Genomic DNA, 15,651 nt, shown 5'->3' with positions numbered 1-15,651 from the left:
AGTAAGTCATTTGTCATTCGTCATTTGTCATTTGTCATACTCGCTTCCGAAAAGAAGCAAGTTACCTTTATGTAAGGATTTGAGGAATATTTTATTGATGAGCTTCACACCCGGAAACCGTAGGGGCGCACGTCTGTCATTTGTGTCAACATAAGGTGAAAGCTCGGTTTAGCAAGGGTGTCGGGTGTCGGGTGTCGGGGGTCGGGTGTCGGGTGTCAGGATGGAATTGTCTGTTGTCGGCTTAAAAAGCTCACACCTACCACCAGTCACCTCACCTATTCATCCACAAGGTTTTTTTCAAACAGGCTCCGTTTAATACATAGTGAGCCAAAATTGCTCGCTTTCCCCCACACCCCACACCCCATACCCCACACCCAGTATCCTATCGTGGGTAATGTGGCTTAAGTTGACACCCACACGGATACCCTAAATGCCATCGTTTCCGGCGTTTTTATCACTGAATCAAATTCGCGATCGCATCCACAATCTGATCCGGTTCCACTGGCTTAGAAATATGACGATTAAACCCCGCCGATAATGCCCGTTCGAGATCCGTCTCTCCTGCATAGGCTGTCAGTGCGATCGCCGGAACCAACCCGCCGCGATCGGGCGATAGTTCTCTCACTTGGCGAATTAACTCATAGCCATCCATTCCCGGCATCCCAATATCACTGATTAACACATCCGGTTGCCCTTGAGAAAACACAGCCAGCGCCTCATTTGCTGAAGTCACCCCCTTAACCCTTGCACCATAGCTTTCCAAGATAATCGTGAGCAAGTCGAGGGTATCTACCTCATCCTCCACCAGGAGTACCGTCACCTCCGTTAAATCTAAACCCTCATCGTCTGGCGAGGACTTGTGAGTATTAATTGGTGAATCTGACATTAGTGGTAACGTAACTGTAAACGTTGCGCCCTGTCCAATTCCCTCACTTTCCGCCTCAACTCTCCCCCCGTGCAGTTCAATCAAATGGCGGACAATGGCTAAGCCTAATCCCAACCCGCCCACACTTCGGGTTGTCGTACTATTCTCTTGCCGAAAATAATCAAAGATGTAGGGGAAAAAGTCGGGACTGATCCCCTGACCCGTATCGCTGACTTGGATTTGTGCATGGGAGTCAATCGCTTGTAATCGCACCGTGATCCGTCCACCCCTAGGTGTAAACTTCACCGCATTGGACAGCAGATTCCACACCACTTGCTGGAGACGGTTGGGATCACCCGACACAAATCCCACCCTTGAATCCAATTGGGTGTCAATCTCAATCGACTTGGCGGCGGCGGCTAAACGCATGGTTTCAATCGCCGCTTGAATCACCCGCACTAAGTCTACTCGCAAGGTTTGCAGACTCAATTTGCCGCGTAAAATTCGCGAAACATCGAGTAAATCATCAATCAGTTGGGCTTGCAAGGAAGCATTCCGTTCAATGGTTTCTAAAGCCTGATCGACCTTATCCTGATCCAGTTTTCTTGTCCGTAGCAGTTTTGACCAGCCCAGAATTGGATTCAGGGGAGTACGCAACTCATGGGAAACAATCGCCAGAAACTCATCTTTAATCCGATTCGCGGCTTCGGCTTTTTCTAAGAGTTGAATCCTCTCTTGTTCTACAAGCTTTTGTTGAGTAACGTCTCTCAGGGAAATCAGGTAGCTTTTTTTTCCTTGCCACTCAATTTGTACCACTCGCATCTGAGCCACTCGACTTTCCCCAGTTCCTGTCCGCACATCCACTTCCGTGTTATCCTCGCCCACGACTGGAAAGCCTAAGACTTGACCCAAGAGTTCGTCTTCTTGACGACTAAAGAGGGACAGGGCGGCTGGGTTGATAAACTGGACAATACCGTTGGCGTCTATCACGATAATCCCATCCGGATTCTTGGAGATTAAAACCTGAAACTGGGTTTCACTTTTGATGAGTGCTGCTTTGATCTGTTCCTTTTCTAAATTTTCCAGTTGGGATTGTTCTGAGAGTTTCGCCACGGTTGCAGTTTGGGCTTGTAACTGTTTCTGTAAATCCGTAGAGTCAACTGTATTCTGGGGTTCACTGTTCTTTGCTTCTAATGCTTGCTTGATAACGTGAGGAAGCTGTGAGACTTGCTCATGAAGCAGATAGCCCGCTGCGCCAGCTTTCATATAATCGACGGCAATCGACACACGATTACTATGACTAATGATAATGACCGGAATAGTCAGATTCTGTTCTGGCAGATAGGAAATGGCTTCAATCCCATTAAATTCGGCTAAGGGATAGTCGATTAAAATTAGGTCAATGGTGGGATTTAGGTGAGCCAAATACTCCGCTTTTGTACTGACGCACTGCCACGTTACCGTCAGCCCTGCTTCAGATAATAGCGATAGTATTGGTTCTGTTGCCAGAGTCGAGTCTTGTAGAATTAGAAGGTTCAAGTCATTTGTCATTTTTTATTCGTCATTCGTCATTGGTCATTCGTCATTGGTCATTCGTCATTGGTCATTCGTCATTCGTTTTTTGTCATTCGTTTTTTGTCAGGGAATAGGCAATAGGCAATAGGCAATAGGCAATAGGTAAGGTAGAGTTTTGAGTTAGCTTCCCCAGCTCCCCCAGCTTCCCCAGCTTCCCCTATCTCCCCCATCTCCCTCATCTCCCAGACGTAGCATGCTACGTCTCTACAACCCCTGCTTCCCTTAAGTCTCTTCAAACAAACTACCCAGGCGGTCAATTTCACTCTGACTCATATAGGTTGGACTACCGGAGAGAATGCCAGTAATGTTGCGGAATGGTCTACCGATGTGCATCCCGCTTTCATTAATGGTAAACTCACGAATTTCCTTATCATGTTTTGAACCGCGCATTTTTAGCACCGTTAAGCCCCGGCGAATCTCTCCATAAACTTCCACATAACGTAGTAATATAATTGAATCCGTATTGGTGGAAATATGAGATTCTGTGACCGACATTCCGCCCATGAGCGATGTTGTATTCGCCGTGAGTAGTCCGATAATTCGCTCGTTTTTTAGGATAGCATTTAGGCTGAGGATAAATTCCCGAAATCCTTTGAGTTGAGCAATCTTTTCCATTGCCGAAAGGCTATCCACTGCCACCCGATTCGGCTGAAACTCTTCGATAACTTGCTTGATTTTCACCAAATGATTTTCCAGCCCGGTTTCTTCAGGATAGCGACAGAAAACCTTCAGGTTGCCCTCTCGTTCCATCTGCTCAAAATTCCTGCCCCAGCCAGCCGCATTTCTAAATAACTGCTCCCGGCTTTCCTCAAAGGCAAAGAGCAAACATCGTTCTCCCTGGTTAACACCCCCTGCCAAAAATTCGGTCACGATTAAGGTTTTGCCTGTACCTGTCGCCCCCGATACCAGAATAATCGAATCGCGGAAAAACCCACCTCCACACATGCTATCTAATTCAGGATTACCTGATGTAACTCGCTGGTTGGAGGATTTTCGATCTAATCTGGAGGCAGTTAAGGGAAGGACAACCATACCTTGATCAGGCAAAATCGTAAAGGGAAATTCACCATGTTGATGAGGAGTGCCTCGGTATTTTAGAATTTCAATTGTGCGGCGACGTTTCTCTTCCACCAATACATTGCGTAAAATGACCACATTATCGGCGACAAATTCTTCTACCCCATAGCGACTAATGTCCCCGTATTCCTGAGTCCGTTCTGAGGTCAATACTGAGGTAATTTCCCGTTCCCGCAATGCCCAAGCAATATCAAATAAATCGCCGCGTACTTGAGCCATATCGGGTACATAAGAAAACACCGCGCCTAAGGAATCCATGGAAACTCGTTCCGCCTGGACTTGTCCTATGGCATATTCTAAGCGAGCCAGCAAGGGACCGAGATCATATTCACCACTAACTAAGGGTCGATTTCCGGTTTTCGGAGACGCATCAACAAAAGCGAATTTTTTTTCAGCTTCCCATTGTTCAATATCCCAACCAAAGCCGCGCATATTTTTGCGAATGGCTTGGGGAGATTCTTCAAAGGTGACAAAGACGCCGTTTTGTCCTTCTCTAATTCCCTCGACCAGAAACTGACAGGCAAAAATCGTTTTTGCACTGCCTGCTGTACCTGCAACTAAGGTGGTTCGACCTTGAGGTAGTCCCCCTTCTGATAATAGATCAAAGCCAGAAATGCCCGTTTTTACTTTTGCGATAAACTCTGGCAGTTGTTGTTGAGTCATTCCGTTGCTGCTTTAGTGAACTTTAGGGAAATCTAGAATAGCATTAGGGGGGCTATTACTCAATCTTGTTGAGCCTGACTCTGATATTTAACCCCCATAAAACCGTTTCCGTGTCGGACAAATCCCCCACAATTCGCTGAGCAGGATTGGGACATTCTTTAATTAAGGTCGGGGTGACTAAAATATGTTCCGCCTCCGCCAGGTGGGGAGATTTGGTCACATCAATAATCGTTATTTTATATTGACCCGGTAGTTCTTGGTCACAGAGTCGATACAAGTTGGCGATCGCGCGTTGCGATCGGGGGGTATCTCCGGTAACATAAAGCTTGAGTTGATATTGTTTACACATGTTAGAGTAATCAATGACTTTAACATACTGCTGTTTATTTTTACGACGGACTGGACTTGTTAGCATCTTTTTCTAAGTTGATTTTACTCAATCCAATGAAATATCTGCGATAGTAAGCGGTTAAGTTGCCCATAAGTTCTAATAGTAAAAAGCGTCCTTCTGTAGTATAAGCTTGTGCCTTACGTCGATTCACCGCTTGGCTTTTTTGTTTTAAGGTTGTCGTATGTAGCTCGATCAGATCACGGGGGGAGGCTTGGAGTAACCCCAACTGTTCGGCGAAATTCGTTAGATGCATCGATAGCTGATGGTCAACTTTATAGACACGTTCTTCTAATGCCCATTCCATTAAATCACCATAGCGTTGCCTGAGTTCCTCCAATACATCGGGCATTCTCTTATTCAGGGGTTCGACACTGGACGATTTTGGCGTCGAGTTGATCTCGCCAGAGATTAACTTTTCTAACTCTTCCAGCTCTTGCTGCTGCTGATGGTGTTCGAGTTCAGCCAGTTGATATTGTCGCTCCAAGGCGGCGCGAATCGCGTAGACGAGTAAACTGGTATCCAGCTTCGCTTTGGGTAAATAGCCATAAGCTCCCATTTCCAGGGCTTTAACCGCAACTCGCTCATCTTCGAGAACACTTTGGACGATAATCGGTACATCGGGCGCTGTTTGCTGCATTGTCCGGAGGGTGTTCATCCCCCGACTATCGGGTAACATTAAATCTAATAGCACGACATCGATACCTCCTTGCGCCAAATAACCTCGTCCTTGATCTAGTGTCTCAGCACAAAGGAGTTCAAATCCTCTGCTAAATGAGGGAGATTTGGCTTGGGTTATGAGTTTTTCCAGTTTCTCGATGTCATCGGGGTCATCTTCAACCAGTAAAACGCGGCAACAGTGATCCAGCATGAGTGGTGATTTTAGAGATTCACTTCTCCAATACTATAATTAAGAGCTGCTGAATAAGTCTTGTGGTGGGGAGAGGGAATAGGCAATAGGCAATAGGCAATAGGCAATAAATAGGTAAGGTAGAGTTTTGAGTTAACTTCCCCATCTTCCCCATCTTCCCCATCTTCCCCAGCTCCCTCTGCTCCCTCTTGCTCCCCTCTTGCTCCCCTCTTGCTCCCCTCTCCCAAGCTTGGGAGAGGGGCTGGGGGTGAGGGCTGGCTTGGGAGAGGGGTTGAGCTTAACTTGACACGGGTGGATATTATCGTGTCCCTACAAGTAGCTTGAAGAGTCAATCTCCTTTGTCGGTAGTGTAATCGTAAACATTGCCCCTTCCCCTGGAACGCTAGAAGCGCTAATCGTTCCCCCGTGACGTTGAGCAATTTTGCGGCAAATTGTTAACCCCAATCCTGTACCCTCGTAGTGACGACGGCTGTGTAAGCGTTGAAATGCCTCAAAGATTTGCTCCTCATACTCTGACTTAAAGCCAATCCCTTCATCTTTGACCACAATTTGATCCTGATCCGGGAGTTGACTCGGCTGGGCATAAACCTTGACAACAGGCGCTATTTCTGACTGATGAAACTTCAATGCATTACTTAACAGATTCTGCATCAGTTGTCGCATTTGTAGGGGATCAGCATTGACAGTGGGTAACGCTTCGACATCAACGGTTCCACCCGTTTCCTGGAGTTGAATATCCAAATCAGATAACACCTCTTGGACAACGGTATTTAAATTGACTGGAACAAAGGGTTGAGCTTGGGTCGTCACCCGCGATAACATCAATAAATCATTGATAAAGGTTTGCATTCGCTCTTTGACCTGACGCATCCGTCTCAGGTACTCCTGCCCTTGTTCATCTAGAACCTGACTATAGTCTTCTGTCAGCAACTCATTCAGCATTTGCCATTTATGCAGGGGGGAGAGTAAATCGTGGGACACGACATAAGCAAAGTCTTCTAATTCCCGATTACTGCGTTCGAGTTCAGTTACCAGATTGTTCATCTGGGTTTGGGTTTGTTTGATCTGAGTAATATCTTGAATTTGTCCGACAAAATACAACGGTTGTCTCTGACTATCGCGCACCAGCGAAACACTTAACCGTATCCAGATGACATGTCCTTGCTTATGAAAATATCGCTTCTCCATTTCATAAGTTTGAATCTCATCGGCTAACAGTTGACGCACGTAGCGCAGATCCGCCTCCAAGTCATCGGGATGAGTAATCTCCTGAAAGGTTGTCGCCAGTAATTCCGATTCCTGATACCCTAATAATTCACATAAAGCACGATTAACGCGAATAAACTGACCCTCAGGCGTCACCAAAGCTTCACCCGTTGCGGCATCATCAAAGGCACGGCGGAAGCGTTCTTCACTTTGGCGAAGTTGTTCTTCGATTTGTTTCACGTCGGTGATATCTCGCCCTTCGGGAATCAGCAACATCACTTGTCCAGTATCATCGGTAACAGACTTGAGAGAAAAATCAATCGTGGCAATCCTATCCCCTGCCCCTTGCACATCAACTTCATAGCGGATAAACTCACCTTGAGCCGATCGCGCGATCGCATCTTTTAATTGCTCTTGAGTTTGGGCTGAAATCGTCCACCATCTTGCTTGCCAAAAGGGTTTACCAATCACCTGATCGCGCCGCAATCCGCCAAAATTCAAAGCAGTTTGGTTCACTTCCAGCAATGTACCATCGGGTTTGAGTAAACCAATAAACTGAAACGTCTGGTCAAAAATGGCATGGAATTTCTGTTCACTGGCTAACAGCGCCTGTTGAAACTGTTGTCGCTGGTCATCAATGGCATTCAATCGCCTAGCATTACACCAAATTAATGCACCAAAAATGATAATTGCCAAGACACTGCGAAAGGCAAATCCCAAGACAGGCGGATAGAGATCAGCGCGAAACCCCAATAACACCAACCAGCCCAACACAGGCGGAATACTAATCACCACTGGGAGGAGACGTCGTGCCATAATACCCCCAGCGCGATCGCTAATCACCACCTTCATCACCCCCCAATTGGCAGAAGCACCGAGAATCCCGATCGCCAGTAAGATAAAGCTAATGGCAGTATGAATTGCCATGCCTGTATAGGAGCCAACACTATAAAAGAGAGGGATTTGGTAGAGGTGACCGATTAGCCCAAAAGACGCCACCAAGAAAACCAAAATCGTAAAAAACTGGGCGGAAAGATAAGCCTCTTTCCCTAACAGCAGCAACGCCGAACCCAATAGCAAAAAGTTAGACGCCGTATTCGGTGCCATCCGCCCCCCAGCAGCAACGTCTACCGCATCAGGGCGTTCATGAATGAGCAGTTGGTCAATGCCTAAGTTGAGATTAAAACTATATTGAATAATAGTCAGCATACCCAGCACGATCACGAATACAGCTAATACCTGTGAACCAATCAAGGATGACCGATAGGGTGAACGCTTTTTGCTTTTCCCTTTACCCATAAGCCACAGATAGAGGGAAGCACCACTAATAATAAAGCCAATAGCTGTATTGGCTTTCATCGTCACCAATCCCGGTACAACGCTTTTAAATAAGGAAAGGTTAAACATCCAACCCAACAGCCCCAGACAGCCGATCCCGATGACAATTATGCTGACGGCTTTAGAAAGGGATTTGAGTTGCTTACTCAGAACAGAAGCAGGTCGAATATTAGGCGGTTGGATGTAGTCATGAGTCATGGCTTAGGAAATCGGAGATGGGGGAGATGAGGGAGATGAGGGAGATGAGGGAGATGGGGGAGATGGGGGAGATGGGGGAGATGAGGGAGATGGGGGAGATGGGGGAGATGAGGGAGGGTGTAGAGACGTAGCATGCTACGTCTCTACCTTACCTATTGCCCATTACCTATTACCTATTGCCTATTGCCTATTGCCTATTGCCTGACAAATGACGAATGACAAATGACGAATGACAAATGACGAATGACAAATGACGAATGACAAAGGACAACCGACTTAGCGTACTGTTTCCATCCAAGCGATACACTTTTGCATCTGTTGGCGCATGGTTTCCTTATCTGCATGATATCGCCGTCTATGTCCTGGAAGTACCCACTCAAACGGATAGGTAGCCAGACGCCGCATAGAATTCAGCAATTCTGACCAGGAGTACCAGCAGACATTACGAAAAGCATGGAGTTGATGCAGGCGATCAGACCAAGCCAGATGATCCCCACTAAAGAGAAACCGTTGCTGATAGAGTAAAACAGTATGACCTTTGGTGTGACCGGGAACTGGGATAATTAACAAATCGGGGGAGAGTGCGATCGCGTCATCCCCGGTTAGCTGAATTTCCACATCGCGAGTCTTGGCGGTAATATCATCACGATGCAGAATGCGATCGCACCCGAAATGATCTCGAAACTTTTGATGGTCGGCAATATCATCTTTATGGGTAAGATACAGATAGCGAATCTCCCCCTTCTCTTCTAACCGTTTCACCAACGCTGGCGTAAATCGGGGCGAATCCACTAAGATATTCCCCTGATCCCGGACGATCAAATAACTTGCCGCCCCATACGAACTTTCCGCATGATACCCACAGTGGTAAACATTATCCGCATCCGCGATCGGAATCGGAAACGTCTCCTGAACATCTTTAATATCCTTCGGCTTATCTACCGTACCAATCGAAGCCGTAGGACAAGATAACAACGCCTGCATCGCCGCTAACCGTTCAGTTTCATTCATCGGTTGATGATAAACCGCAGATTGTCCATCTGCCCGATGGAAGACATTGGGTGCCATCCAGCGACAGGTATCACAATCAATACAAGTTTCATCCACATAAACATCACCCTTAACATTTTGGGGACGACGTTGATCAAGAGTAGCCATCATTTTATCTGAATTTTAACTATATGATCAGATGCAATACTTATAAAGTAGGAAATATAAATAAAAATGCCCTCTATCCCAAGGGGAAGAGAGCAGAGCATGGTTTTGAGGTGTGAGGAGTGAATAAATTTCACTTAGATACACTCTAGTTACTGGATGTGACGCATCTGTGACAATCTAATGACAATGCGATGATCCGTTGTAAATCATAGAGGATTAAGCCAGTAAAGCCACGTAGGGGCGCACCGACGTGCGCAAAAAAAACACCGACGTGCGCCCAGAAACCCCACCGATATGTACCAATAAAACCCATAAAATCTAACCATGACAACCCACAAAACCAAGCATCCCAGAGATAAATTTATTACAGTCTATGGCAGAAAACCCGTATTAGAAGCCCTATCCAACCCGGATATTATTATCGATAAACTCTTAATTGCCAATAATGCCAGCGGCGAATTCATTGACGAAATCGTAAAACAAGCCAAACAACGCGGTGTAAAAATTTCGCGAGAATCCCCCAAATACATTACCCGAATTTCGCGCAACGGTCGTCATGATCAAGGCGTCGTTGTCGATGTCATTCCCCCCGCGATGGAAGCCCTATCCACCTATTTAGAACGCCAACAATCTCATCCCCCCAACCAGAAACCCCAAACCCGCCAATTCTTGGCTTTAGATGGCGTCAAAAATCCCAGTAATGTCGGCATGATCATCCGCACTTGCCTAGCCGCTGGATTTGACGGAATTATCCTCCCCCGAAAAGGATGTCCTGACTTGAATCCCCTCGTAATTAAAGCCTCCGCAGGCACAGCCTTTTATACCAGAGTATTGCGCTGTGCGGAACTATCTGAAGCCCTCCAGCAATTGCGTCAGGCAAACTATACAATTTATGGCTTAAGCGGCACAGCCACCTCAACACTCTATAACCTATCCTTTTCTCCCTTTTCAGTATTTGTCCTCGGAAATGAAACCGAAGGAATTCATTCCGATCATCACCAATTAATTGATACATGGGTATCAATTCCAATTAACTCCCCAGCCGAATCCTTAAACGTCGCCTCTGCCGCCGCCGTCGTGTGTTTTGAATTAAAACGTCAACATTTAGATCAGCGTTCCAGTAGCCGCAATTCAATTAACTTGTAGGTTGGGAAAACGTGGAGAATCTGCTGAGAGTGCGGTTTGGTGAAATTGATGTGGAATTAGCAGGCGCGATCGCAGCCATGTTAGAGTTACCCCATCAAGAGTTGACTCTTTTGCTGTTAACGCTTTCTCGTGAGGAATTATTAGAACGGTTTGCTGGGTAGAAATGCTTGATTATTGGGCAGCGTTTACATTACAAGCCTAGTGGAATTAAATCCCAAAATTGTCTCAAACCGTAGGGTGCGTTAGCGCAGCGTAACGCACCGAAGTATCGCTGAACCGCAACATGGTGCGTTACGGCGCTCTTATGTGTGTGTTGAAATGATAAATGTTAATCCTCAAATGCAGCTAACGCATCCTATACAACATGGTGCGTTACGGCGCACTTAGGTGTTGAAATGATAAACGTTAATCCTCAAATGCGCCTAACGCACCCTACACAACTGAACTGAAACATGGTGCCCTGCGGCGCTCTTATGTGTTGAAATGATAAAAGTTAATCCTCAAATGCGCCTAACGCACCCTACAACTTATAATTATACTCTCTGATTTGCATAAGCTTCCCTACTCCAGAAGTAGAGATACATCGTAGCGTATACAAGGATACTCAAGATGAAGCGATTTGTATCTGCCATTTTAATCACAGCCTGTTTGTGGAACATTGACAATCTAGGTTCACGTCCTCAAGCCTCTCTAGCTCAAGCCCAACCGACTGAAGCACTATCCTACTCATTCTATGGCAAACAAATTCCCCTAAATCTACGTAACGATGTGCTGGCGGTTCGCTTCAAAGCCATTCAGCCGCGAGGGAATAAACCCCTATATTTGCAACTCCAAGACGATTTAACTACAAGGAGAATTCAAGGGCGAGGTTCGACGTTACAACCGAATACAAACTTACAAGTTGACCCTCTCGGTAATCAGTTAGCGTTGGTTCGGCTTCCGGCTGGGGTGCGAACGTCTACCCGGTTGTTAACCAATCAGATTCAACAACAGCCTTATGTTGAGGAAACCTTACCCGTTCTCAACCAAGGGGAATCTGAGGATAGGGAGAATGAAAATTTGATTGTTCTCCCCAATGAAATTGTCATTAGTTTTGCACCAGAGACATCCGAAACCCAGAAGCAACAAGTGTTGGACGAGCAGAATTTAGAAATCATTCGTCCCCTCCGCTTCAGTCAAAATCGCTATGTCGCCCGGTCAAAATCGGCATCAGGGACAGAAATAATTACCGTTGCTAATCAACTCAATCAAGTCAGTGGGATTCAGTCAGCGACACCTAATTTTATTCAAGCAATTTCGGATAAAATTGTCCCCCAAACCAACCTGATTAATTCTAGCCAAGAAATTCTTGATCCGGAGCGAATCCTGCAACAACGCCTTGCTCGTTTACCTAAGCCCAAAGACACTCCCTTTTCCACCACCTTATTACCGCTACTGTGGCATCTCGATAGTACACCGCAACGAGGGAAATTTTTGCCTCGTACCGATATTGGCGCGATCGCGTCTTGGCAAGCCAGCCAGGGTGGGGATGGGGTTGTGGTTGCGGTGATTGACAGTTTGATCCAGTGGGATCACCAGGATTTAGCTAACAATATTTATACCACAGATCATTATCCCGACAAACTCCCCGGTGAGGTCAAAGGGTGGGACTTTTCTAGTTCTGGACAAGGTGATCCTGATACCCGATTGAGTCGGAATGAACGGGATATTATTCAGCCCCATTTTCGCGATACCTTTGAGCTATCTTGTCAGGAAATGGTGGAAGAGTATAAAAACATAGCCTTCCTATTCGCTCAGAACAACCCTGATGCGTCTGCTTGTGAAAGGGGTAATTCAATTAAACAATACTTTCGCAGTCAGATAACATCTGAATTTCATGGAACCTGGGTGTCTGGTGTAGTGGCGGCGCATTCTCCAAATCAAAGCGGAATAGTCGGGGTTGCACCCCAGGCAAAAATTTTACCGATTCGCGTCTTTGGATTAAATGGTGCAATAGATTCCATCTCTTTAATTGAAGCAATTGGCTACGCGGCGGCACGAGATGTTGATGTAATTAATTTGAGTTTAGGCGGATTAATGCCTCATCAAGCATTAAATGAACAAATCTTGAGTGTTTTAGAGGCAAATCCTCAACTGGTAATTGTGGCTTCAGCCGGAAATGAAAATCGATCTGGAATTAGTTTCCCGGCGGCTATTCCCCAAGTTCTTTCTGTCGGGGCGACGAACATGCACGGTGAGCGCAGTTCCTATAGTAATTATGGCAAAGGGTTGGATGTGGTTGCTCCCGGTGGAGATATTAGTCGCAGTTTGAGTGGGGGTATTTTAACCACCGGGGGGACTGGATTATCATCATTATGGCAAGGGATAACGAAACCTGACTATGCTTGGGGATATACTCTCGATCCCTTGGGTAACTATGTGCAAGTTCAGGGAACATCCTTTGCTGCACCTGCTGTATCTGGGGTAGTGGCTTTAATGAAAGGAGTGAATAATACCCTGAATCGAGAGCGAATTATAGACGTGTTGGAAGAAACAGCTAGTTATCAGGGATTAACGCTAACGGAAACAGAACAGGATCTTTATCAAAGTTATCAACAAGCCCGTTTAACTGGGGAAAAACCCGAAGAAAGACCCGAATTTTTAATATTTCCTGAACCCACTTCCGCTGAGAATTATTTCTTTGGTCTGGGTTTGGTGAATGCAGAAGCGGCGATTCAAGCTGTGCAGTAAGCTATTCGGTATTTAAACCTGAATAACTAATAATGGCGAAATCCTTGTAGTTTGTAGAGACGTTGCATGCAACGTCTCTACAAAAGGTATTATTTGGTCGCTCTTGTTACAGTTTTTTTTTTGAAATATAGCATCAATTTCGATTACTAGACCGATGTTATAGGGGAGGATGGAAAAAGGGTTAGGAAATGAGGGTAAAACGCTCGATTAGATTGATGAGCGATAAAATAAACAAATTAATCCTACATTATTGTTTTTTTATTTAAATATCGTTTGGCATAAACTCCAGGATAAAATCCTTGTATAACGAACGAAAAACTCCAATCGGTGTGGGGGTTGAATTACAGCAGCTTATGCCGGAACGGGAGTAATAAGTTATCGGTTTTATCATCCCTGTTCCTTGACCTATGACACGACAACCTCATGACCAATTTGCCAAGCAGTATTTGGAAGAATTATTAGCGCCACTGGGGACAGTAGAAACTAGCCGAGATGTACCCAGCGAAGTGCGCCAGGTGGATGTTTGGTTTGTACCTGCATCTTCTCCCTCGACAGATTCTTCTAATCTGGGATTATTGGGGAAAATGGCAGCCACCGCCTGTCTATTTGAACCGTTTCGTAATGCCCCGACTGTAGCCGAAATACACGGTTGCTTATTGAAATTGTATTCGCTACGAGCTGAACTTTTGAGAAAGGCACGACGAGAGAAACGTTCTGTGTCAGAGGATGAGTTACCCCTTTTGTGGATTCTATCGCCCTCTTGTTCTCAACGGTTACTCAACGGGTTTGGTGCCAAGTTGAATGAGTCGGAGAATTGGGGAGAAGGGGTTTACTTCTTAGCTGAATTTCTGAGAACCGCACTGGTAGCGATTAACCAATTACCCGTAAGTCAAGATACACTGTGGTTAAGAGTATTAGGAAAAAGGAGAACACAGCAACAAGCAATTGAGGAGTTACTTGAGTTGCCCCAAGAAAGTCCATTGCGGCGGAATATACTGGAAATACTAGCCAATTGGCGCATTAATGTGGGCAGGAGTGAAAGGTTAAGTAATGCAGATCGGGAGTTAATTATGAACTTATCACCAGCGTATTTGAAATGGCGGGAAGAGGCTGTCTTAGAAGGCAGACAAGAAGGACAGCGACTCATGGTGGAAAACTTCCTCCGAGTGCGGTTTGGTGAGATTGATGCCGAATTAGAAGCGATCATCGCACCGATGTTACAGTTACCGCCAGAGGTGTTAACTCGTCTACTGTTTAGCCTTTCTAAGCAGGAGTTATTACTGTGGTTTGGCGAGGGTTCTGGGCGAGATTTGAGATTAGGCGAAGGGAGGCGAGAAAAGGTGGAGAACCTGCTGAGAGTAAGGTTTGGTGAAGTTGATGCAGAATTAGCCGACAAAATCGCATCCATGTTAGAGTTACCTCATCAAGAGTTGACTCCTTTGCTATTAACTCGTTCTCGTGAGGAACTATTAGAACGGTTTGGCAGGTAGGGATAAATCCTGGGCAAAGGGAAATGGCGTGTAGAGACGTAGCATGCTACGTCTCTACATTGCATAACCTCAACCTCGTAAGACATAGAGGGTAGTGAAGGCGCACTCAACCCAAACGTGAACATAAACTGATGCATTACCAAAAGCCAACAGAACAACGTCAAACCTATTTTCTCAAGCCAACCTTAGCTTCTCGGCAATGGTTGGTTTATTCCTGTCATGCTGTAATCACTATATTCAGCAGCATTTTCATCGTCGCTGTGGGACAAGATCAGGGGTTATCCCTACCGAAACGCGCTGGAGAGATAGCGCCGATAAAGATCGCCCAAGCCGATAAACGCGCTGAAGCCGAACGACTGTCTAACGAAGGATTGCAACTGTTTCAACAAGGGACAGCCGAATCCCTGCAACAAGCGATCGAAAAATGGGAAGCAGCGCTTTCTCTGTGGCGTGAAGTGGGGGATCAATCAAAAGAGGCTTTGATTAATCTGGCACTGGGTAGAACTCATAATTTATTAGGATTCAAGCAAAAAGCGCTGGATTATTATAATCAAGCCTTACCTCTTTATCGAGAACTCGAAGATCGCGCCCTTGAAGCAATAACCCTGAATAATATTGGTGCTGTCTATTCAGACTTAGGAGAAAATCAACAGGCATTAGAGTACTACAAACAGGCTTTACCTTTAAGGAGGGCTGTAGAAGTTCGCGCAGGGGAAGCTGTCACCCTGATTAATTTTGGTGGTGTCTATTCTGTATTAGTAGTAAAACATCTGGCATTAGAGTAGTTCCAAGAGGCTTTATCCTTATCTCATGCTGTGGATGATCGCGCCGGGGAAGCAAACACCCTGAATAATATTGGTGGTGTCTATTCAGACTTAGGAGAAAAACAACAGGCATTAGACACCACCCAGATTATTCAGGGTTTTTGCTTCCACGGCGCGATCGC

At 45.8% G+C, this 15,651-nt stretch carries 12 protein-coding genes and 1 pseudogene; 5 read left to right on the top strand and 8 right to left on the bottom strand.

Translation table 11 applies throughout. The features are described 5' to 3' along the window. Window positions 1-454: 454 nt before the first annotated feature. The 8 genes from RIG66_RS19270 to RIG66_RS19235 form a co-directional block, all read right to left on the bottom strand. On the bottom strand, window positions 455-2,416 hold the full coding sequence (locus tag RIG66_RS19270; RefSeq protein ID WP_446380366.1) for a response regulator: 1,962 nt from the start codon (window positions 2,414-2,416) through the stop codon (window positions 455-457). A gap of 59 nt (window positions 2,417-2,475) precedes the next feature. After that, complete coding sequence (locus RIG66_RS19265) at window positions 2,476-2,619, bottom strand: hypothetical protein (protein ID WP_446380365.1); 144 nt, start codon at window positions 2,617-2,619, stop codon at window positions 2,476-2,478. Between the two features lie 43 nt (window positions 2,620-2,662). Beyond that, window positions 2,663-4,180 (bottom strand): circadian clock protein KaiC, encoded by a 1,518-nt coding sequence (gene kaiC, locus RIG66_RS19260; RefSeq protein WP_446380364.1) that lies wholly within the window; start codon window positions 4,178-4,180, stop codon window positions 2,663-2,665. A 55-nt stretch (window positions 4,181-4,235) separates the two neighbouring features. Beyond that, on the bottom strand, window positions 4,236-4,529 hold the full coding sequence (locus RIG66_RS19255; RefSeq protein ID WP_446380363.1) for a circadian clock KaiB family protein: 294 nt from the start codon (window positions 4,527-4,529) through the stop codon (window positions 4,236-4,238). Window positions 4,530-4,569: 40 nt separating this feature from the next. Next, window positions 4,570-5,439 (bottom strand): response regulator, encoded by an 870-nt coding sequence (locus RIG66_RS19250; protein WP_446380362.1) that lies wholly within the window; start codon window positions 5,437-5,439, stop codon window positions 4,570-4,572. Window positions 5,440-5,450: 11 nt separating this feature from the next. Then, complete coding sequence (locus RIG66_RS19245) at window positions 5,451-5,666, bottom strand: hypothetical protein (RefSeq protein ID WP_446380361.1); 216 nt, start codon at window positions 5,664-5,666, stop codon at window positions 5,451-5,453. A gap of 82 nt (window positions 5,667-5,748) precedes the next feature. Then, the gene (locus RIG66_RS19240) at window positions 5,749-8,181 is read right to left on the bottom strand and encodes a PAS domain S-box protein (RefSeq protein ID WP_446380360.1); all 2,433 of its coding nucleotides are present in this window, start codon (window positions 8,179-8,181) and stop codon (window positions 5,749-5,751) included. 276 nt (window positions 8,182-8,457) lie between these two features. Beyond that, window positions 8,458-9,339, bottom strand: a complete 882-nt coding sequence (locus RIG66_RS19235; RefSeq protein WP_446380367.1) for an MBL fold metallo-hydrolase — start codon at window positions 9,337-9,339, stop codon at window positions 8,458-8,460. Window positions 9,340-9,663: 324 nt separating this feature from the next. Between RIG66_RS19235 and RIG66_RS19230 the strand changes: the two genes are divergently transcribed. The 5 genes and pseudogenes from RIG66_RS19230 to RIG66_RS19210 form a co-directional block, all read left to right on the top strand. Beyond that, window positions 9,664-10,485, top strand: a complete 822-nt coding sequence (locus RIG66_RS19230) for a TrmH family RNA methyltransferase (RefSeq protein ID WP_446380359.1) — start codon at window positions 9,664-9,666, stop codon at window positions 10,483-10,485. Between the two features lie 11 nt (window positions 10,486-10,496). Next, the gene (locus tag RIG66_RS19225) at window positions 10,497-10,646 is read left to right on the top strand and encodes a hypothetical protein (RefSeq protein WP_446380358.1); all 150 of its coding nucleotides are present in this window, start codon (window positions 10,497-10,499) and stop codon (window positions 10,644-10,646) included. A gap of 448 nt (window positions 10,647-11,094) precedes the next feature. Next, a complete protein-coding gene (locus RIG66_RS19220; protein ID WP_446380357.1) occupies window positions 11,095-13,215 on the top strand; it encodes a S8 family peptidase in 2,121 nt (706 codons plus the stop codon). A gap of 407 nt (window positions 13,216-13,622) precedes the next feature. Continuing rightward, a complete protein-coding gene (locus RIG66_RS19215; RefSeq protein WP_446380356.1) occupies window positions 13,623-14,705 on the top strand; it encodes a hypothetical protein in 1,083 nt (360 codons plus the stop codon). A 305-nt stretch (window positions 14,706-15,010) separates the two neighbouring features. Beyond that, window positions 15,011-15,651, top strand: a pseudogene (locus RIG66_RS19210) (tetratricopeptide repeat protein); the annotation flags it as partial.

It is taken from the genome of Coleofasciculus sp. E2-BRE-01 (assembly GCF_040221695.1).
Lineage (GTDB): Bacteria > Cyanobacteriota > Cyanobacteriia > Cyanobacteriales > Coleofasciculaceae > Coleofasciculus.
Note: the sequence above shows the minus strand (reverse complement) of the source record. Positions and strands in the feature narration are given on the sequence as shown.